The sequence below is a fragment of the Paenibacillus sp. FSL K6-3182 genome, assembly GCF_037976325.1.
GTDB lineage: Bacteria > Bacillota > Bacilli > Paenibacillales > Paenibacillaceae > Pristimantibacillus.
The window spans coordinates 4720364-4740384 of sequence record NZ_CP150265.1 but is presented as its reverse complement, the minus strand read 5'-3'; the positions used below and the strand labels follow the sequence as shown (position 1 = coordinate 4740384).

The 20021-nt window shown below is 46.9% G+C and carries 17 protein-coding genes; 12 read left to right on the top strand and 5 right to left on the bottom strand.

What is annotated here, in order from left to right; genetic code table 11:
* Window positions 1-16: 16 nt before the first annotated feature.
* Entirely contained in the window at window positions 17-1183 is a 1167-nt protein-coding gene (locus MHH56_RS21135) for an iron-containing alcohol dehydrogenase (RefSeq protein ID WP_076266747.1), read from the bottom strand.
* 183 nt (window positions 1184-1366) lie between these two features.
* Between MHH56_RS21135 and MHH56_RS21130 the strand changes: the two genes are divergently transcribed.
* From MHH56_RS21130 to MHH56_RS21085, 10 genes are all read left to right on the top strand, one after another.
* The gene (locus MHH56_RS21130; RefSeq protein ID WP_076266748.1) at window positions 1367-2272 is read left to right on the top strand and encodes an ArsR family transcriptional regulator; all 906 of its coding nucleotides are present in this window, start codon (window positions 1367-1369) and stop codon (window positions 2270-2272) included.
* 255 nt (window positions 2273-2527) lie between these two features.
* On the top strand, window positions 2528-4597 hold the full coding sequence (locus MHH56_RS21125; RefSeq protein ID WP_339203653.1) for a bifunctional aldolase/short-chain dehydrogenase: 2070 nt from the start codon (window positions 2528-2530) through the stop codon (window positions 4595-4597).
* 13 nt (window positions 4598-4610) lie between these two features.
* On the top strand, window positions 4611-4982 hold the full coding sequence (locus MHH56_RS21120; RefSeq protein WP_339203652.1) for a sensory rhodopsin transducer: 372 nt from the start codon (window positions 4611-4613) through the stop codon (window positions 4980-4982).
* Window positions 4983-5013: 31 nt separating this feature from the next.
* Entirely contained in the window at window positions 5014-6234 is a 1221-nt protein-coding gene (gene rhaI, locus MHH56_RS21115) for an L-rhamnose isomerase (RefSeq protein ID WP_339203651.1), read from the top strand.
* Window positions 6231-7700 carry a rhamnulokinase family protein gene (locus MHH56_RS21110; RefSeq protein WP_339203650.1) on the top strand — a complete coding sequence of 490 codons (1470 nt, stop codon included), beginning with the start codon at window positions 6231-6233 and terminating at the stop codon, window positions 7698-7700. Before rhaI ends, MHH56_RS21110 begins: the two co-directional genes overlap by 4 nt.
* A 37-nt stretch (window positions 7701-7737) precedes the next feature.
* On the top strand, window positions 7738-8496 hold the full coding sequence (locus tag MHH56_RS21105; RefSeq protein WP_339203649.1) for a DeoR/GlpR family DNA-binding transcription regulator: 759 nt from the start codon (window positions 7738-7740) through the stop codon (window positions 8494-8496).
* A 1757-nt stretch (window positions 8497-10253) separates the two neighbouring features.
* Window positions 10254-10976 (top strand): (Fe-S)-binding protein, encoded by a 723-nt coding sequence (locus MHH56_RS21100; RefSeq protein ID WP_076266754.1) that lies wholly within the window; start codon window positions 10254-10256, stop codon window positions 10974-10976.
* A gap of 1 nt (window position 10977) precedes the next feature.
* Window positions 10978-12507: a LutB/LldF family L-lactate oxidation iron-sulfur protein gene (locus tag MHH56_RS21095; RefSeq protein WP_339203648.1), complete on the top strand. Its 1530-nt coding sequence runs from the start codon at window positions 10978-10980 to the stop codon at window positions 12505-12507.
* The gene (locus tag MHH56_RS21090) at window positions 12500-13225 is read left to right on the top strand and encodes an LUD domain-containing protein (protein ID WP_339203647.1); all 726 of its coding nucleotides are present in this window, start codon (window positions 12500-12502) and stop codon (window positions 13223-13225) included. The genes MHH56_RS21095 and MHH56_RS21090 overlap by 8 nt, the downstream gene beginning before the upstream one ends.
* 81 nt (window positions 13226-13306) lie before the next feature.
* Window positions 13307-14032, top strand: coding sequence for a FadR/GntR family transcriptional regulator (locus tag MHH56_RS21085; protein ID WP_339209690.1), 726 nt, complete (start codon window positions 13307-13309; stop codon window positions 14030-14032).
* A 120-nt stretch (window positions 14033-14152) separates the two neighbouring features.
* Here MHH56_RS21085 and cobA read toward each other — a convergent pair whose 3' ends face one another.
* Genes cobA through nirB form a run of 4 tightly spaced genes read right to left on the bottom strand, consistent with a single transcriptional unit; the run spans window position 14153 to window position 17887 of the window.
* Window positions 14153-14929 carry a uroporphyrinogen-III C-methyltransferase gene (gene cobA / locus MHH56_RS21080; protein WP_339203646.1) on the bottom strand — a complete coding sequence of 259 codons (777 nt, stop codon included), beginning with the start codon at window positions 14927-14929 and terminating at the stop codon, window positions 14153-14155.
* Window positions 14926-15108 carry a hypothetical protein gene (locus MHH56_RS21075; protein WP_339203645.1) on the bottom strand — a complete coding sequence of 61 codons (183 nt, stop codon included), beginning with the start codon at window positions 15106-15108 and terminating at the stop codon, window positions 14926-14928. Before MHH56_RS21075 ends, cobA begins: the two co-directional genes overlap by 4 nt.
* A gap of 13 nt (window positions 15109-15121) precedes the next feature.
* Complete coding sequence (nirD, locus tag MHH56_RS21070; protein ID WP_339203644.1) at window positions 15122-15436, bottom strand: nitrite reductase small subunit NirD; 315 nt, start codon at window positions 15434-15436, stop codon at window positions 15122-15124.
* Window positions 15437-15448: 12 nt separating this feature from the next.
* Window positions 15449-17887: a nitrite reductase large subunit NirB gene (gene nirB / locus MHH56_RS21065; RefSeq protein ID WP_339203643.1), complete on the bottom strand. Its 2439-nt coding sequence runs from the start codon at window positions 17885-17887 to the stop codon at window positions 15449-15451.
* A gap of 320 nt (window positions 17888-18207) precedes the next feature.
* On the opposite strand from nirB, the gene MHH56_RS21060 reads away from it, so the two are divergent.
* Entirely contained in the window at window positions 18208-18822 is a 615-nt protein-coding gene (locus tag MHH56_RS21060) for an ANTAR domain-containing protein (RefSeq protein WP_339203642.1), read from the top strand.
* A 12-nt stretch (window positions 18823-18834) separates the two neighbouring features.
* Window positions 18835-19875 carry an anthranilate phosphoribosyltransferase gene (locus MHH56_RS21055; protein ID WP_339203641.1) on the top strand — a complete coding sequence of 347 codons (1041 nt, stop codon included), beginning with the start codon at window positions 18835-18837 and terminating at the stop codon, window positions 19873-19875.
* The last annotated feature ends 146 nt before the right edge of the window (window positions 19876-20021 follow it).

The following is a 20021-nucleotide window of genomic DNA, read 5'->3' as shown; positions in this document are numbered from 1 at the left end:
TTATCGTAACCTCCAGTTAAAGTGATAATTCCAAAATAGCTTTAACATCTTGTTTTTCCAAACGCTTGAATGAACCAATCGTGCCATAACGTACAGCTTCCTCAGCCATGCGATCCAGTTTGTCGCTTCCGATCTCAAAGTCGGCAAGACGTGACTCAGCGCCAATTTTCGTGAAGAAATCACGAGTCGCTTGAATGCCTTCAAGAGCGATTTCGTTGTCTGATTTGCCTTCTGGATTCACATTCCATACACGAGTTGCATATTGAACGAAACGATCCACCCGCTCTTCATAAACGTACTTCATCCAGTTCGGGAAAATAACAGCCAAGCCTGCGCCGTGCGGAATATCGTAAATGGCGCTCACTTCATGCTCAATGCCGTGCGAAGCCCAGTCATTGCTCATGCCAACGCTGATAAGACCGCCATTCAAAGCCATCGTACCACACCACATAAGGTTCGCGCGAGCAGCCGCATCCTCAGGGTTTTCAAGAGCTAACTCAACATTCTCAATTACCGTTTGCAAAATGGATTCGCAGAAGCGCTCCTGCAGCGGAGTATTTGGCGTTAAGCTGAAATATTGCTCGAACACATGGGACATGATGTCCACAGCGCCGTTAACGGTATGGTTGCGAGGAACCGTGTACGTAAGCGTAGGATCGAGAATCGAGAATGCAGGATACGTATGCGAGCTGCCAAAAGCACGCTTTAAGTTTTCTTCCCAGTTCGTAACGACCGAAGAGCCGTTCATTTCCGAACCTGTTGCAGCCAGTGTCAAAATCGTACCAAGCGGAAGCGCTTTTTGAATAACAGCTTTGCCTGTGAAGAAATCCCATACATCGCCTTCATAAGGAACACCTGCAGCGATAGCTTTGGCTGCATCAATAACGCTGCCTCCACCAACGGCTAGAATGAAATCAACGCCTTCAGCGCGGCAAATGTCGATCCCTTTTTTGACGGTAGTTAAACGCGGGTTTGGTTCAATATTAGGAAGCTCGTGCACCTTGATGCCAGCTTCTTGAAGAAGGCTTACGGTTTGATCGTACAAGCCTGTTTTTTTGACGCTGCCTGATCCGTAAACGAGCAGGACTGTTTTGCCGTATTTGGAGGTTAATTGGCCTACTTGCTTGGCTGTACCTTCACCAAACACAATATGAGTTGGATTAACGAATTGAAATGAGTTCATCTTAATTCCTCCTAAAACTATTTAGATAACTAAAAAGGTAACTAAATATCTTTTGAGTTATGTATACGCCGTTTATTTTAGTTAATTCTACTCCATAAGTCAAGGTGGAGCAGGGAAGTGTTGAAAGGATAACTTTTTAGTTATATAATGATTTGAAATTAGCTAGAGACAGGGGAAGCAGCAATGGAAATTGAAGTGAGCAGCCGCAATATGAAGTTTCTTGAATGCTTCTCATCACACACACGGGTCAAAATGATTGAATTGCTAGGCGTGCAGCCTATGAATATAAAAAGCTTATCCGAGGCGCTAGATATAAAGTCTCCTATCGTTACAAGACATATTCATATGCTGGAGGAAGCCGGCATTGTTCGCAGCGAAAGCGTGGCGGGCAAGCGCGGCATGCAAAAGATATGCCATCTCCAGCTGTCGCAGGCGATGCTGGTTTTTAAGAGTGAACCAGTCACGGACGAAACGAAGCGTTACTCGGTTTCACTTCCCGTGGGACATTATTCTTCGTACCAAATTAAACCAACCTGCGGACTGGCATCCGATACTCAAATGATCGGGATGTGCGATGATCCGCGTTATTTTGCCGATCCAGAGCATGTCCATGCTAAAGTCTTATGGTTCGGTTCAGGATTTGTGGAATACCGTATACCTAATTATATGGTGAACAACGAAATGCCAGAGTCGCTCGAAATCGCGATGGAGATCTGTTCGGACACGCCTTGCAGCGTCAACCACCTGCCATCGGATATTGCTTTTACGATTAACGGTGTCGGTGTTGGAACGTGGACGTATCCAGGCGATTTTGGAAGCTCGCGAGGGTTGTATACTCCCGAGTGGTGGCATAAAAATATTCAGTATGGATTTATGAAAACGATCCGCGTCAATCAGCAAGGATCTTACATTGACGGGATAAAAGTATCTGATGTTACGATTGGCGAGCTAATGCTCGCGTATGACAAAGAAATTTTATTCCGCATCTCATCCAGCACAACGACGAGAAATTGCGGCGGCGTTACGCTGTTTGGCAAAGGATTCGGAAATTATAACCAAGATATTGAAGTGACGCTGCGCTGCCAGTAAGGAATGCTGCGTAGTGTATATAATGAAGAGATGCCCCTTTAGGTTTTTGACAACCTTGAGGGGCATCTTTTTTTGTTTGTCTACTAAGTATATGCTTGCTGCCCGTAATTGTGGGAATAGCTTGTAAGTCGAAAAAATAAAAAGAAAACGACAAATATACATTTTTGTTTGTGTTTGAAATAATCGTATTCAAACACAAACAAATGTGGTATGATCAATTCAAACAAATACAAAACATCATTCGGAGGTATATCCATGGTACAAAGTTTGTGGGAAAACGAAAAAGCATCGCAGTTGGAAGGCGGATTGGCTGAGCTCGTATATCGCTCCAACATCATTGGTGCAGATCGCAGAGTTTGCAATTACGGCGGCGGCAATACATCTAGCAAAACAATCGTAAAAGATTTCCGCGGTCGCGACGTTGAAGTGATGTATGTGAAGGGCAGCGGTTCGGATCTTGCTTCTATGAAAGCAGGCAATTTTACTGGACTGCGGATGGATGATATCCGTCCATTATTTGAACGTGCTGAAATGCCGGACGAAGAGATGGTTGCTTACCTAGTCAACTGCATGATCGATTCGAAGCACCCGCGTGCGTCGATTGAAACGCTATTGCATGCTTTTCTTCCATTTAAACATGTGGATCATACACATCCCGATTCTATTATTAGCTTGTGCTGTGCGGATAACGGCAAAGCGCTTGCGAAGGAAATTTTCGGCGACCGTTTCGTCTGGGTTCCTTATGTACGACCAGGCTTCAATCTCTCCAAAATGATTGCCGAGGGTGTTCTTGCCAATCCAAATGCCGAGCTAGTGCTGATGGAAAAGCACGGCCTTGTTACTTGGGGCGAGACAAGCGAGGAATGTTACGCGCAAACGATCAAAATCATTTCCGAGGCAGAGGCATTCATTGAATCTCGTTTTGACGAGGCTTCATTGTTTGGCGGCGTGAAATACGAGGTGCTCGAAGCTGATGTTCGCAAAAGCGTAGCTGCACAGGTTATGCCTACAATTCGCGGCGCAGTGAGCGATGCGAAGAAGATGATTTTGACATTTGACGATGAAGCGGATGTGCTTGCATTCGTAAGCGGGAATAATTCTCCAACATTATCGCAGGTCGGCGCTGCATGTCCGGATCATTTGGTGCATACGAAGGTTGTTCCATTGTTTATTGACTGGACGCCAAATGCAGAGGATATCGATGGTTTGAAGGCGAAACTATCAGAAGGAATCGCTGCATATAAAGAGCAATATAAAGCTTATTTTGAACGCAACAAAAATGAAGGCGACGTCATGTTTGAAGCAGCGCCTCGCGTCATTCTAATTCCGGGTATCGGTATGATCAACACCGGCAAGAGCTGGGCGATGGCACAAGTGAGCGGAGCGCTATACCACCGTGCGATTGCCGTGATGCGCGGCGCAACAGCATTAGGTGATTTCGTATCGCTTAGCGAGAACGAGTCGTACAACGTGGAATACTGGCCATTAGAGCTTTACAAATTGTCGCTTGCTCCGGCTGAGACGGAATTTTCGCGCAAGGTTGCTTTCATCACAGGCGGCGCTGGCGGTATCGGAAGTGAAACAGCACGCCGTTTAGTATCAGAGGGTGCGCATGTTGTGCTTGCAGATCTTAATCTTGAAGGCGCGCAAAAGGTTGCCTCAGAGATTAATGAGAAGTTTGGCGAATGCCGAGCAACAGCCGTGAAAATGGATGTAACGAGCGAAGAGCAGGTCAAAGCTGCTTATGCGGAGACAGCACTTGCTTACGGCGGCGTGGACATTATCGTGAACAACGCTGGTCTTGCGACTTCAAGCCCATTCGACGAGACATCACTTAAGGAATGGAATTTGAATATGAATGTGCTTGGAACAGGTTATTTCCTAGTCGCTCGCGAAGCGTTTAAATTAATGAAGCAGCAAAGCATTGGCGGCAACATGGTGTTCATCGGATCGAAAAACTCTGTGTACGCGGGTAAAAATGCATCTGCTTATAGCTCGGCAAAAGCGCTTGAAGCTCATTTGGCACGCTGTATCGCAGCTGAGGGCGGCGAATTCGGCATTCGTGTAAATACGATTTTGCCGGATGCGATTTTGCAGGGGTCGGCAATTTGGAACGGCAGCTGGCGCAATGAACGTGCAGCGGCTTATGGCATTGAGCCGGATCAGCTGGAAGAATACTACCGCAAGCGCACGACGCTGCTCGTCAACATTTATCCGCGCGACATCGCAGAGGGCATTGCATTTTTTGCCTCCTCCAAAGCAGATAAAACAACAGGCTGTATGTTAACTATTGACGGCGGCGTACCTGCTGCATTCACCCGTTAGGAGGTTAGGCGATATGATCCAAGGGAGAGGCGAGAAATCTTGGTATATACCGGATGGTTATATACCGCCAGACAGCACGGGAACGCTTACCAGCCATGAATCGATATGCGTGCTGAATTGCTCCACCGAAGAAGCCATTATTCATATTACGATTTATTTTGAGGATCGCGAGCCGATGGAAGATATTCAAGTTGTTGTTCCTGGCAGACGAACAAACCATATACGCACCAGCTCATTAATGAAGGAAGGGGCGTCGATTCCAATCGGCGTTCCTTACGCCATTGAGGTGCTGAGCAATATTCCAATCATTGTACAATACAGCAGATTAGATTCGACGCAGGCAGAGAATACGTTGATGTCTACGATGGCTTTTCCAATCAAATAGGTTCAAAATATAAATGAGAGGGTGTTCCATAATGACTGATCGCGCTTATACGTTTTTTGAGGAGCAGCAGAAAGAAAGAGGCATTAGCATTGAAGAGGTAAAAGCAAAATTGAAAGCGCTCAAAATCGAAACACCTTCATGGGGATATGGTGATTCCGGTACTCGTTTTAAGGTGTTTCAGAAGGAAGGCGTGCCTCGCAATCCGTTTGAGAAATTTGAGGATGCTGCACAGGTGCATCGTTTGACAGGAATCGCTCCGTCTATCGCTATCCATATTCCTTGGGATAAGGTAGAGGATTACGGCAAGCTTAGAAGTCATGCGGAAGATCTTGGACTATCGATTGGAGCGGTAAATCCGAATCTATTCCAAGATGAAGACTATATGCTTGGAAGTGTTACGAATTCCGATGCTGCAGTGCGCCGGAAAGCGACTGATCACTTGCTTGAATGCGTAGATATTGCCAAGGAAACGGGCTCGCGTGAATTTAGCTTATGGTTCGCCGACGGTACAAACTATCCAGGACAAGGACATATCCGCAAGCGTAAAGCTTGGATGCAGGAAGCTTTGGCCGAAATGTACAGTGCGATGACGCCTGACATGCGTATGCTGATTGAATACAAATGTTTCGAGCCGGCGTTCTATCATACGGATCTTGCGGACTGGGGCATGGCTTACAACTTGGCGCAAAAGCTAGGGCCGCAAGCGGAAGTGCTTGTTGATACAGGCCACCATCTGCCAGGCGCGAACATCGAGCATATCGTTGCTTATTTGCTGGACGAGAAACGTCTGGGAGGTTTCCACTTCAACAGCCGCAAATATGCGGATGATGATCTAATTGTAGGTTCTGTGAATCCTTATGAGCTGTTCTTGATTTTCTATCAAATCTTGAGCGCAGCAGGCGATGCGGATGCTGCTGTTCGCGGCAATGCAGAGAGCATTACTTATATGATTGACCAGTCGCATAATATCGAGCAAAAAATCCCTGCCATGCTCCGCTCCGTCCTGAATGTGCAAACCCAGCTGGCAAAGGCGCTGCTCATTAACCATGATGAAGTGAATGATGCTGCTGAACGCAATGATGTTCTTGGCGCTGAGGATGCTGTGCGCCGCGCATTTGAATTCGATGTTACACCGCTTTTGCACGCGATTCGCGAAGAGCAGGGCTTGCCGCATGATCCAATGAAAGCATACCTAAGCAGCAGCTATGGCAAAGACATATTGGCGAGAGGCAAGGGCGGTGCCAGCTGGTGACCATCCTTGCTTACGATCTCGGAGCAAGCAGCGGAAGAGCGCTGCTTGGCAGGCTGAATAATGGCAAGATCGAGGTAGAGGAGCTGCACCGGTTCTCCAATGATCCGGTGCAGGTCGGCGATCGACTGCACTGGGATATTTTGCGACTGCTACATGAGTTAAAGCAAGCGCTGCTGCTAGTTAAGCATCGCGACATTACGCTGGACAGTCTTGCGATTGATTCTTGGGCCGTTGATTTTGGCTTGATTGGAAGCAATGGGGAGCTGCTTGGCAATCCTTATCATTATCGCGATCATCATACGGATGGCGTAATGGAGCAGGTAGTAGAGGAATTGACGGCAACGGGGATATTTGCGAAGACGGGTATTCAGTTTCTGCCGTTTAATACGATTTACCAGCTGGCTGCTTTGAAGAAGGCAGATTCACCGCAGCTGCGGGATGCCAAACATTTTCTAATGATTCCGGATTTGCTCCGATATTTTTTGACGGGTGAGAAATATAATGAGTTTTCCAACGCAACGACAACGCAGCTGTATAACCCTGTTACCGGCAGCTGGGACGAGGAACTGATTCGCTCGATTGGCATTTCGCCGGAACTGTTTGGTGAGGTTGTTCAGCCAGGGGCGAAGGTTGGCAGCTTGCGAGCTTCCCTTTGCGAGGAGCTTGGCATAGAGTCCGTTCCTGTTTATGCAGCAGCGGAGCATGATACGGGCTCAGCGGTTGCTGCAGTGCCTGCACTTGAAAAGTCATTTGCTTACTTAAGCTGCGGCACTTGGTCGCTTATGGGTACAGAAGTCGACGAGCCAGTCATTAATGAATTGTCGCAGCAGCTGAACTTTACGAACGAAGGCGGCGTTTATGGCACGTATCGTTTGCTGAAGAACATTATGGGGCTGTGGATTTTGCAGGAATGCAGACGTTCATGGGAGCGGGCAGGAATTTCTTATACGTTCCCCGAATTAGTAAAGCTTGCCGAAGAAGCTAAACCATTCGCTGCGTTTATTGATCCGGATGATCCGTTGTTTTTGCACCCGGGTGATATGCCTGCTAGAATAACGGAGTATTGTTTGCGCACAAGGCAGACGGCACCTGCTGATACAGGGGCGATTGTTCGGTGTATTTTGGAGAGCTTAGCCTTGAAGTACCGAAATGTGCTAGAGTTAACAGAGCAATTGTCTGGTCAAGCGTTCAGCGGTTTGCATATGGTTGGCGGCGGCATTCAAAATACGCTGCTCTGCCAATGGACTGCAAATGCGATTGGCAAGCCGGTGTGGGCAGGACCCGTGGAAGGAAGCGCAATAGGCAACATGATTGTGCAGTGGATTGCCAATGGTCAGCTTGCTGACATTTGGGAAGCGCGCAAAGTGATACGCGAATCATTCCCAGTTGATGTGTATGAGCCAGAGCAGCATGAGGCTTGGAAGAGCGCATATCGTGCTTTTAAAGAAACAACAGGAATCGCTTAAGCAGCGAATACAAATATAAGTAAGAAAGAGGTACGTTATGCTGGTCCATGAACGATACGATAAAATTGTACAGCTGGTAAATGAGAGAGGCAGCATCCGGGTTACGGAGCTGAGCGAGCTATGTCAGGTGACCGAGGAAACGATTCGGCGTGACCTTGACCGCTTGGAGCAAGCCGGACGTTTGCGCCGCTCCCATGGCGGTGCGGTTAGCGTAAAGGATCAGCAGCCGGAAATTCCGTATTTCGAGCGGGAGATTACGCATGCGGAGGAGAAAAAACGAATTGCTGTGGAAGCGATTAAGTTGATTCAGCCGAATGAGCGTATTTTGCTTGATGCGAGCTCGACGGCTTGGTATATGGCGGCAAGCATGCCGGATATTCCTCTAACGGTGCTAACCAACTCCATCAAAGTTGCGATGGAGCTGAGCAGCAAAGAGAAGATTGAAGTCATCTCGACGGGCGGCATCTTGGCTTCGCGTTCATTGTCCTATGTCGGTCCGTTAGCCGAGCGTTCTCTTGACGCATATCATGTGGATAAAGCATTTCTCTCCTGCAAAGGTGTCCATTTGGAGCGCGGCGTAAGCGAGTCGAACGAGCTGCAAGCACGCATCAAGCACAAAATGGTAGGTATGGCGGATCAAGTTATTCTGGTCGCCGACTCCAGCAAGTTCGGCGTTCAAGCGTTTACCCACGTGGCAGAATTAGATGATGTAGATGCAATCATTACGGATGAGCGGCTGCCAGCAGCGATCTTATCGCAGCTTAAGGAAAAACAAATTTCCGTTACAACGGTGTAGAGCATAGATGGCGCTGGCTTCAGTAGAAGCGCAGCGCCATTATTGTTATATAGTATAGGGTTACTGGCGAAAGTGAGCTGTAAGAGTTTATATGTTCTTACAGCGGTAAAAGAGGCGTTTCAGAGTGCTTGTAAGCACAAATAGGTGCTTATTGAGCAACTTAACAGTCTGGTTACCTACGAAAGAATGCTGTAAGCGCATATGTGTTCTTACAGCGTTAAAAGTGGCGTTTCTGAGTGCTTGTAAGCACAAATAGGTGCTTATTGAGCAACTTAACAGGCATGTTGCCTACGAAAGAGAGTTGTAAGCGCATATGTGTTCTTACAGCGTTGAAAGTCACGTTCATGAGTGTCTGTAAGCACCAATAGGTGCTTATTGAGCAACTTAACAGGCTGGTTACCTACGAAAGAATGCTGTAAGCGCATATGTGTTCTTACAGCGGTAAAAGTGTCGTTTCTGAGTGCCTGTAAGCACATATAAGTTCTTATTGAGCAACTTAAGAGGCAGGTTACCTAGAAAGAATGCTGTAAGCGCATATGTGTTCTTACAGCGTTGAAAGTCACGTTCATGAGTGTCTGTAAGCACCAATAGGTGCTTATTGAGCAACTTAACAGGCTGGTTACCTACGAAAGAGAGCTTTAAGCACATATGTGTTCTTACAGCGGTAAAAGTGGCGTTTCTGAGTGCTTGTAAGCACATATAGGTGCTTATTGAGCAGCTTAACAGGCTAGTTACCTACGAGAGAATGCTGTAAGCGCATATGTGTTCTTACAGCGTTGAAAGTCACGTTCATGAGTGTCTGTAAGCACCAATAGGTGCTTATTGAGCAACTTAACAGGCTGGTTACCTACGAAAGAATGCTGTAAGCGCATATGTGTTCTTACAGCGGTAAAAGTGTCGTTTCTGAGTGCCTGTAAGCACATATAAGTTCTTATTGAGCAACTTAAGAGGCAGGTTCCTACGAAAGAATGCTGTAAGCGCATATGTGTTCTTGCGGCGGTAAAAGTAGCGTTTCAGAGTGCTTGTAAGCACAAATAGGTGCTTATTGAGCAGCTTAACAGGCTGGTTACCTACGAGAGAATGCTGTAAGCGCATATGTGTTCTTACAGCGTTGAAAGTCACGTTCATGAGTGTCTGTAAGCACCAATAGGTGCTTATTGAGCAACTTAACAGGCTGGTTACCTACGAAAGAGAGCTTTAAGCACATATGTGTTCTTACAGCGGTAAAAGTGGCGTTTCTGAGTGCTTGTAAGCACATATAGGTGCTTATTGAGCAGCTTAACAGGCTAGTTACCTACGAGAGAATGCTGTAAGCGCATATGTGTTCTTACAGCGTTGAAAGTCACGTTCATGAGTGTCTGTAAGCACAAATAGGTGCTTATTGAGCAACTTAACAGGCTGGTTACCTACGAAAGAGAGCTTTAAGCACATATGTGTTCTTACAGCGGTAAAAGTGGCGTTTCTGAGTGCTTGTAAGCACAAATAGGTGCTTATTGAGCAACTTAACAGGCTGGTTACCTACGAAAGAGAGTTGTAAGCGCATATGTGTTCTTACAGCCGTAAAAGTTACATTGTTGAGAGTCTGTAAGCACCTATATGTGCTTACAGAATACAGCGGCAGTTTGGTTATCAGCGATAGAGAGCTGGAAAGCGCATGTGTGTTCTTACATCTAAAACATTTTTCACATAAAAAATTTTACCAAACTTGTCTGACAACCTGATATTATAGAGGTATAAGTTACGAAAGGGGTGCGGGTATGAAGGTCTCATTATTTATTACTTGCTTAAGCGATGCGTTATATCCAAGGGTCGGCGAAGCGATGGTGCGCTTGCTGGCAAAGTACGGTGTTTCATTGGAGTTTCCGACGGTGCAAACCTGCTGCGGACAGCCGGCCTACAACAGCGGCTATTGGAAGGAAGCGAGGGAGTCTGCCAAAACGATATTGGATGCGTTTGAAGACAGCGACTTCGTTATTTCACCATCAGGCTCCTGCACGGGAATGATTCACCATTATCCGAAGCTGTTCGAGGATGATCCGGTCATGCTGAAACGGGCCAACAAGCTTCAGAGCAAATCTTATGAATTCACACAGTTTCTGGTGCAGGTGCTTGGCGTTACGGATGTTGGCGCTGCATTTCCTCATAAAGTGACATATCATCCTTCCTGCCACGGCAGTCGGATACTTGGCGTAAAGGATGAGCCGCTTGCGCTTATTCAGAATGTGAAGGGACTTGAGCTTGTACCGCTCCCATTTGCTGAGGATTGCTGCGGCTTTGGCGGAACATTCGCTGTCAAGATGGCTGATATTTCTGGAGCAATGGTGACGGAGAAGGTCGATCATGTGCTGGAGACGGAAGCGGAAGTGTTGGTCGGGCTAGATATGGCTTGTTTACTCAACATTGCTGGAAACCTGCGTTATCGCAACGAACCCGTCCGTGTTATGCACTTGGCTGAGCTGCTATATGAAGGGGTGAAATAAGATGGCTGTCGTGAAAAAGGAAGCTACAGTAAAAGCAAGAGCGGATCTTGCCCTCAACGACGAATTTCTGCGCAAAGCGGTGCGATTCACTACAGAACGGCTGCGCAATGGGAAGAAAAAAGCGACTGACGAGCACGGGAATTGGGAAGAATGGCGGGAGCGGGGCAGACAAATTCGTCTCCATACGATCGCGCATTTGGATTATTATTTGAACTTGTTTGTGAACAATGCCCGCGCAAACGGCGTTCATGTCCATTTTGCGAGTACGGCTGAGGAAGCAGTCAAGCTGACGCTAGACATAGCAGAGCATGCGAATGCGAAGTCGGTCGTCAAATCCAAGTCAATGGTTTCAGAGGAGCTGCATCTTAATCATGCGCTTGAATCCATTGGCGTTGAAGCGGTAGAAACCGACTTAGGCGAATATATTATTCAGCTTGCAGGTGAAATGCCATCCCACATCGTCATCCCAGCCATTCACAAAAACCGTTATCAAATCGCCGAATTGCTGTCCAAGGAGGCTGGTTATACGCTGCCGCCGGATACGACGGCGCTTGCAGGTTTCGTTCGCAAAAAGCTGCGCGAGAAGTTTTTGGAGGCTGAGATCGGGATGACCGGCTGCAACTTTGCGATTGCGGAGACGGGATCGATGGTGCTTTTTGAAAATGAAGGCAATGCTCGGATGGTGAGTACCGTCCCTAAAACGCAAATTACGTTGATGGGTATGGAGCGAATCATTCCATCGTGGTCTGATCTTGAGGTGATGGCTACATTGCTGCCGCGCTCGGCAACTGGACAAAAGCTGACGATGTATATGAATGGCATTACAGGCCCGCGCCGCTCCGAGGATGCAGACGGCCCGGACGAAATGCACATCATTATAATTGATAATGGCCGTTCTTTGCAGCTTGGCGATCCTGAGTTCCAAGAGCTGCTCAATTGTATTCGCTGCGGTGCATGTCTGAATGCTTGTCCGGTATATCGCCACATTGGCGGTCATGCTTATGGCAGCACGTATAGCGGACCAATTGGAGCCGTGCTTACGCCGTCCTTGAACAAAAACATCGCCGAATGGGATGATGTCGCCAATGCTTCCAGCTTATGCGGCGCTTGCTATGAGGCATGTCCGGTCAAAATCCCCCTTCATGATATGCTTGTTTATTTACGCAGACGCAAGGTGGAGAGTGGAAATGGCAGCAAAATGGAGTCCATCGGTATGCAAGGCTTCGCCACCATTATGGGCAATTCCTCGCGACTTGGCGGGGTACTGCGACTCGGTAAGCTCGGTCAGAAGCTCGTCGTACGAAGCGGCGTCATTAAGACGAAGCTTGGGCCGCTAAAGGGCTGGAACACTTATCGTGTGACACCTAGCCTGCCGAAGGAATCGTTCCGTGATCGCTGGGATACGCTTGATCAGGAGCTGAAGCAGGGTTTAAAACAGATGGAGCCGTCCATGCAAAATCGGATGGAGGAGCTTGTACGTACTCGTGAGCATGAGGAGAAGCAAAGTAAAGGAGGACATGGTCATGGCTGAGACACATAAACAATGGCTGGAAAAGCTTGAAGCAGATTCACGGGCGAAACAGGAGTTTTTTATGAATGATATTGCGGCAAAGCTGAGGCATCCGAGAATGACACATAAGCCGCAGCATCCTTTTCGCGGTGCTCCCGATTTTTGGAATTCATTCGAATGGCCGGAAGAAGAGCGAATCAAACAGTTTACAGACAATTTTCTTTCAGTAGGCGGTCATGTAGCCCGTCTTCCATCGATGGATGATGTGAAATCCTTTATCGTTTCCAAAGCGGAGGAAATGAGTGCTAAATATATTATTCGTCAAAATCAGCCAGAGCTGGATGAACTCGATCTTGAAGGCGCTTTGAAGGGTTCGCAGGTATCAGTGTGGAATACGGATGCTGAGCAGCATTGGCGCGCACGTGCAGCTGAAGCAGATTTTGGCATCGTGATCGCGGATCATGCCGTTGCCTATACGGGTTCAGTTACCGTATTATCAGCTCCGAATAAAGGGCGGTCCGTCAGTTTGCTGCCAACCGTACTTATTATTATTATCCCGATCGAACGTTTAAAAACGAGGCTTGGCGAAGTGCTCGTGACGTTTGATGAAGCGGGACGCGAGCAGCTGCCAGCAGGTATTCATTTTATTACTGGCCCAAGCCGCTCATCCGATATTGAGAATGATTTGACTATCGGTGTTCACGGACCAGGCATCGTGTATGCGCTGTTAGTAGGGTAGCTGTAAAGTAAAAAGGTAGGAGAAGCGGCTTGACGTTGTTAGAAGGCAGTGCATGCCGTTTAAGGTTGGAGGTGAGAGGTTATTCCGTCATTAGAAGTAGAGAAGCTGTCAAAACGCAATCATTACGAGGAAATTACCGAGCAAGTGAAGCGTCTTATTATAGATGGCAAATTAAAAGTGGGAGATAAGCTTCCCTCTACGAAACAAATGTCCGAGCAATTTGGGGTAGGGCGCTCGACTACCCGCGAAGCGCTGAGCGCACTTAAAGCGATGGGCTTGATTGAAATTCGGCAAGGAGGCGGCTGTCGCGTCATTCGCAGCGTACCGATTGATATGGAGCTGCCGGAGCTAGCGTCTCTTCGTATGAACCGAAAGACAGTGCTGGAATTACTGGAAGCTCGCGAATCGCTTGAGGTTTCCAATGCTGCAATCGCAGCTGTAAAGCATACGGATGAGGATCTTAAACAGCTGAGCCAAATTATCGATGAGATGGAGCGTGCCGCTGGTGATGAGTCCGAAGGTGAGAGACTGGATCTACGATTTCATCTCACGCTTGCCAATGCGACCCATAACACGATCATGGTACGTTTGTTCGAATCGATTATGAATCATATCGAAACAGCTATCCATGACATTAGGCGGGTGGAGCTTTATTCGAGCGCGGCTGTAGCGGAACGACTTTATAGGGAGCATTCTACAATAGTTGAAGCGATTGCGAAAAAGGACCCTGAGCTTGCAGCTGAGCGAATGAAGCAGCATTTGAAGCATGTTGAGAGCATCGTGCTGAAGCATTTGGGAGAGAGGTAGCTAAGAGGAGTTGATATGGAAAGCCTTAGGTTTATTGTGCTTTCAACAGGATAGAATGAAATGCTGCCCTGGGGGCAGCATTTTCATCGTGAATTTGCTTGAGGGGTCACTAATAATGTCTTACCTAATTAATATATTTGCTTGTTGCTCGGCATGCAGAAGATGTTCCCTAACACGGACGACCTCGCCGATAATAATTAGAGCTGGGCTAATCAAATTCATAGAGACGGCGAGTGTATGAATATTTGCAATGGTTCCGATAATCGTTCGCTGATCCTTTGTCGTTCCTCGTTCGATGATAGCCACAGAAGTCGTAGTTGCTTTTCCGTGTTTCAGCAGCTCTTCTCTAATGAATGGCAACTGGTTAACTCCCATATAAATGGCAAGCGTATCGACGCCATGCGCAAGTAAATCCCATCGGATTGGCGATTTGTCATTATGACATCGGCTGCCGGTCACGCAAGCGAAGGAGGCTGCGTAGTCACGATGTGTTACAGGTATACCTGCAGCGGCGGCTGCGCCGATCGCAGATGTAATGCCTGGCACGATCTCGTAAGGAATTCCCTTTGCGGCAAGCTCGAGTGCTTCTTCGGCGCCGCGTCCGAAGACGAACGGGTCTCCGCCCTTTAGGCGGACGACCTTTTTTCCTTCCAAAGCATGTTTAATTAGTGCCTCATTTATAATATTCTGCGGCATCGCATGAATGCCTGGTGACTTGCCGCAGTAGATTAGTTCGGCATCGGGTCCGGCATAGTCAAGCAATTCCTTATTGACAAGCCGATCGTACAAAATAAGATCAGCGATCTGAATACGGCGCATTGCTTTGACAGTAATAAGTTCAGGATCTCCAGGGCCTGCTCCGACGATATAGACGATACCATTCGTGTTTATCTTCATACGCTACTGATTTCCGCGGTATTCAAAACCGATTTTTCTGAAGGAACGTATGCGTCTTTGTTACAGATCGCTTCCGCGAGATAACCGCAAACCACCATTTGAAAGGCTCTTAAAGTAGCTTTTGCTATTCCGGCTTCGACCATGGCATTCAGTACTTCGGTAGGCTTTACATACGACATACATCATTCCACCTTATATCTTTATATAAATGGAGCCGCTTTTGTGGTCGATTTCTGTTTCAAAGGTTTTAATACAACCGTCATCAGGCTCTTGTGCATTGCCGCTCTTAAGATCAATCTTCCAATCGTGTAGCGGACAATGGACGGTTGAACCACAAACCATACCCTCTGACAGTAAACCGCCTTTATGAGGGCAGCTGTTCTCTACGGCAAGTACACTTCCGTCTGTCAGACGGAACATCGCGATTTCTAATTCTTTGACTTTAATTCTACGTGAGCCTTTCACATCAATGTCGGAAAGGTTAGCTACCAATAGCTTCGTTGTCATAGGTAAATCCTCCTACATTTGTACCGGCTGCGCGCCAGGTAATTGCTCGAAATTTTTACGTAAGTTATCATTCTCGACGATTTGTTTCCAAGGGTCGGTCGTTAAGCTGAGCGTTTTCTGAATACGTTCCACAAGAGCGAGGCGGTCTTCACGGTTCTCGAGCGCTTTCTTAATGGGAGCAAGGCCTATACGCTCCACCCAGTGTGCGGTACGCTCGTTCCACGTTGCGTTTTCACGGTAATATTGTAAAAAAGCAGATGACCATTCCATAACTTCATCCTCAGTTTTAACGATGCAGAGTAGATCAGTAGCTCTTACTTTCACGCCTCCGTTCCCGGCGATATGAATTTCCCAGCCTCCGTCGATAGCAATGATACCAACATCCTTGATTGTAGCTTCCGCGCAGTTACGTGGACAACCGGATACCGCCAGTTTTACTTTGGCAGGTGCCGTCAAACGCTCGAATGCTTTCTCCAATCGAATGCCCATACCCATAGCATCCTGCGTGCCGAATCGGCAAAAGGTGGATCCGACACATGTCTTCACGGTACGCAGTGTTTTGCCATATGCGTGACCGGATGGCATATCGAGCTCTTCCCATATTTTTGGAAGATCCTCTTTTTTGACCCCAAGTAGATCGAGCCTTTGTCCTCCAGTGAATTTAACTAAAGGAACTTCAAATTTCTCAGCGACCTCTGCAATTTTCTTTAGGTCTGCAGGAGACGTTACGCCACCATAAATGCGTGGTACGACCGAATATGTGCCATCCTTCTGAATGTTCGCATGGTATCGTTCATTCGTAAAGCGTGATTCCTTTTCATCGACATATTCCTCGGGATATAACATGCCTAGATAATAGTTAAGTGCAGGGCGACACTTCGTGCAGCCTTCTGGATTATGCCATTCGAGCACATTCATAACCTCTTTGGTACTCATTAGACGCATCCGAGTCATTTCTGAAACAATTTCATCACGGCTAAGCGTTGTGCAGCCGCATATACCTTCCTTTACAGGTTCGCCAATAGCATCGCCAGCATATAAGTTAAGTAGGCCTTCAACTAAAGCCTTACAACCGCCGCAGGAAGCGGAAGCTTTCGTGCAGGATTTAATGGCGCCGACGGTAGTACAGCCTTTTGTTGTAATTGCTTCGGCGATCATTCCTTTTGAGACACCGTTACAACCGCAGATGATTTCATCATCAGCCATGGCTTCAAGCCTGTTATTGCCCGAGGACTGCCCCATAAGATCAGAGGATATGCCGAGCAACAGCTCCTTCTCGCGTCCTGTGATAGATACTTCGTTCTTAATAGAAGCAAAAAATTCCGCGCCATCTGATATGTCACCGAAGAGTACTGCTCCGACCAGCATTCCGTCTTGAATGACAATTTTCTTATACGTACCTGCCAAATCGTCTTGAAACTTTAGCGCGCGTGTACCAGGAGCATCACTGAAACGTCCTGCTGAGAACACATCAACGCCTGATACCTTGAGCTTGGTGGATGTGACTGATCCCATATAGCCTGTCGTTTCGACGTTTGCCAAATGCTTGGCTAGTACAGCCCCTTGCTCGTATAGCGGAGCTACCAATCCATAGGTAATGCCGCGGTGCTCAGCGCATTCCCCAACAGCGTAAATACCAGGAATATTGGTTTGCATAAAATCATTGACAACGATACCACGATTAACTTCAATGCCACTGGCTCTAGCCAGCTCGATGTTTGGCCTGATTCCTACTGCCATAACCACCAAATCACCATCAACCTCAGTGCCATCGGTAAAGGTTAGCCCGGAAGCGCGTCGTTTACCTTTAATTGAAGCAGTGCTTTTCTTCAAAAGAAACTGCATGCCCTGTGCTTCTAGTTCACGTTGCAACATCTTAGATGCTGCTTCATCCAATTGTCGTTCCATTAAATAGGGATGAATATGAACAACGTTTACTTCCATTCCTAGATGAAGAAGCCCGCGAGCGGCTTCAAGACCGAGCAAACCGCCACCGATCACGACTGCTTTCCTATAATTTTTGGATGCATCAATCATCGCTTCGCAATCATTAATGTCTCGAAAGCCGATGACGCCTTCCTTGTCAGCGCCGGGCAGTGGCAGCATAAATGGATTGGAGCCAGTTGCGATAATAACCGCATCGTATTCCACTTCAATGCCTAAGTGAGAGGTAATCTTTTTACGTTTTGTATCAATGTTTGTAACCTTATGTCCAGTATGCAGTTTAATGTTATTTTCTTTGTACCATTCCCAGTCATTAATGACGATTTCATTCATATCCGCTCCTCCGGCAAGGACTGAGGATAACATAATGCGGTTGTAATTGGGATGAGGCTCGGAACCAAAAATTGTAATGTCGTAGCGCTCCGGGGCAATCTTGAGAAGATGCTCAATTGTTCTGACACCCGCCATACCATTTCCGATAAGTACTAATTTTTTTGAAACAGCCATAGTCTACCTCTCCTCTTCATCTCTGTCTGTTTGAAAATAAATAAAGCCTGCTTCATGTTCAAGGAAGGATGTACGTCTCCCTAGATCACGAAAGCAGGCTTCTTTGCCGCTTCAAACGAATACACCATTGTATTCGAGGATGTTTGGTTTCTAATAGCGTAAATATACAATGACACAGCACTAAATGTCAATATATATAACATCAAATTAATAAAAATCTGATTATCGACAAAAAAGAGGTTTTTGTGTTATATATAGTAACAATGATATTGATTGGTGTTGAGACTTTTCTAAAGTCTAATAGGAGGGAGTGCTTCTATTTGCGTTCTTTGTTAGTGGTGGATCGTACTGTGACAACGGGAGCAGAAGCAGCTTCTTATATGGAACTAATTCCTGAAAATCAAACGCTAAAATATAGGCTTACAACCTTTGGTTATCATGTCGTATGCATAAATGACGCGAAAAAGGCTGGAAAACACTTAAGCAGCGCAGATGCAATTATTTTACACTTACCATTGAATGACACTAAAACTTGGGGTGAGGTTCTTCTGAAGCAGAGGTCTTTGCCCATGCTCTGGTGGTGCAGTGCCTCGATGGCTTCTTTATCCGCAGCTTTTTGCGAGGATGAAGTGCCGATTGACGGGATTTTGACAGCTTCAATGAGTGAGCAAGAACTTCACTGGGCACTTCATTTCGCATCCAAACAATATTTCTTGAGGCAGCAATGGCAGAATGAACGTAAACAGCTGGAGAGCCGGCTTGAGGAACGGAAGTGGGTTGATATGGCAAAGGGAATCTTGTGCAAAATTAAAAATATTTCCGAAGCTGAAGCATACGATTTGCTTCGTAAGCAAGCGATGAATGAACGCAAGCGTATGGTTGACGTCGCAACGTCAATTGTTAAGGTTTATCAAATCCTTCAAGATTCAAAATAAAGGAGCCATACGATGATTACGAATCTATTAAAGGAAGTTGCCAGAGGTAAGAGGGGCGCCCGCGATCTCAGTTACGAAGAGGCGCTGGGAGCAGCGAATGCCATTCTAGATTTGAAAGCTACCCCAGCACAAATCGGTGCATTTTTTATAGCTGAACGAATGAAGATGGAGAGTGTTGAAGAGCTTGAAGCGTTCGTGTCTGTCTGTCGTAAACATGCTTATCGAACTTCTCTGCAGCAAGGACTAGATTGTGCTGGGCCATATGACGGGCGGAAGAAGTCGTTCTTTAGTACGTTTGCGACGGCCTTTCTGATTACAGCGGCTGGACTTCCGGTCACTCTCCATGGAACAGCGTCGTTACCTCCAAAGTGGGGGATAACGCTGCACGATTTACTTTTAGAATTAGGAATAAATGCGGAGCTTGTTCCACGTGAGCAGATTTTAAAAGCAGCGATGGATACGGGTGTGCTTTATGTTCCAGCTGAGCAATGGTGCCCACCACTGAAGCAATTGCGTTCGATTCGATTAGAGCTTGGCATGCGAACGGTGCTCAACACGGCGGAGAAGCTAATCGATTACTCCCATTCCCCTTATTTGGTATTCGGCGTTTATCATAATACAGTCTTTGCAAGAATGGCTCAATTGGCCACTAATTTACGGTATAGAAAAGCACTCATTGTACAAGGGGTGGAAGGATCTGAGGATCTGTTCATCGAGCGTCCGACTCGTACGTATATCGTCGAGAATGGTGAATCTAGTCTTCAAATTATCGATCCCGGCACGTATGGATTAGAGACTCCTATCCCTGACGCGGATTGGACTCCAGCCGAGCAAATTCGTATAACGGAAGCTATCCTGCAAGGGGAAGGACATATTGCCTTCGTCAACCAGGTGCTTTTAAATGGGGCGGTACGACTGCAGATCGCAGGGAAGGTGGACTCTATAGAAGAAGGGATTTATACATGTAAGCATTTGCTTGATACAGGTGCTCCATGGGAGCTTTATAGCAAATGGCAAGGCGCGATGCGCGGTAGCGGCATTGCCATTCTATGAGGGTCTAACGGAATTAGCGATCGGATCGATTGCGTAATAATTACTGTACTGAGGAGATGGCGAGCTGCTTCAAACTCCGAAACGGCTGTACATAAAGAACTCTTTAAATGACGAAAAAATACCCTTGGATTAAGCAAACAGCTTAA

Excerpts from the sequence above, each read along its gene's own strand:
- MHH56_RS21135 (WP_076266747.1), bottom strand. The coding sequence starts at position 1,183 with ATGAACTCATTTCAATTCGTTAATCCAACTCATATTGTGTTTGGTGAA.
- MHH56_RS21130 (WP_076266748.1), top strand. The coding sequence starts at position 1,367 with ATGGAAATTGAAGTGAGCAGCCGCAATATGAAGTTTCTTGAATGCTTC.
- MHH56_RS21125 (WP_339203653.1), top strand. The coding sequence starts at position 2,528 with ATGGTACAAAGTTTGTGGGAAAACGAAAAAGCATCGCAGTTGGAAGGC.
- MHH56_RS21120 (WP_339203652.1), top strand. The coding sequence starts at position 4,611 with ATGATCCAAGGGAGAGGCGAGAAATCTTGGTATATACCGGATGGTTAT.
- rhaI (WP_339203651.1), top strand. The coding sequence starts at position 5,014 with ATGACTGATCGCGCTTATACGTTTTTTGAGGAGCAGCAGAAAGAAAGA.
- MHH56_RS21105 (WP_339203649.1), top strand. The coding sequence starts at position 7,738 with ATGCTGGTCCATGAACGATACGATAAAATTGTACAGCTGGTAAATGAG.
- MHH56_RS21100 (WP_076266754.1), top strand. The coding sequence starts at position 10,254 with ATGAAGGTCTCATTATTTATTACTTGCTTAAGCGATGCGTTATATCCA.
- MHH56_RS21095 (WP_339203648.1), top strand. The coding sequence starts at position 10,978 with ATGGCTGTCGTGAAAAAGGAAGCTACAGTAAAAGCAAGAGCGGATCTT.
- MHH56_RS21090 (WP_339203647.1), top strand. The coding sequence starts at position 12,500 with ATGGCTGAGACACATAAACAATGGCTGGAAAAGCTTGAAGCAGATTCA.
- cobA (WP_339203646.1), bottom strand. The coding sequence starts at position 14,929 with ATGAAGATAAACACGAATGGTATCGTCTATATCGTCGGAGCAGGCCCT.
- MHH56_RS21075 (WP_339203645.1), bottom strand. The coding sequence starts at position 15,108 with ATGTCGTATGTAAAGCCTACCGAAGTACTGAATGCCATGGTCGAAGCC.
- nirD (WP_339203644.1), bottom strand. The coding sequence starts at position 15,436 with ATGACAACGAAGCTATTGGTAGCTAACCTTTCCGACATTGATGTGAAA.
- nirB (WP_339203643.1), bottom strand. The coding sequence starts at position 17,887 with ATGGCTGTTTCAAAAAAATTAGTACTTATCGGAAATGGTATGGCGGGT.
- MHH56_RS21055 (WP_339203641.1), top strand. The coding sequence starts at position 18,835 with ATGATTACGAATCTATTAAAGGAAGTTGCCAGAGGTAAGAGGGGCGCC.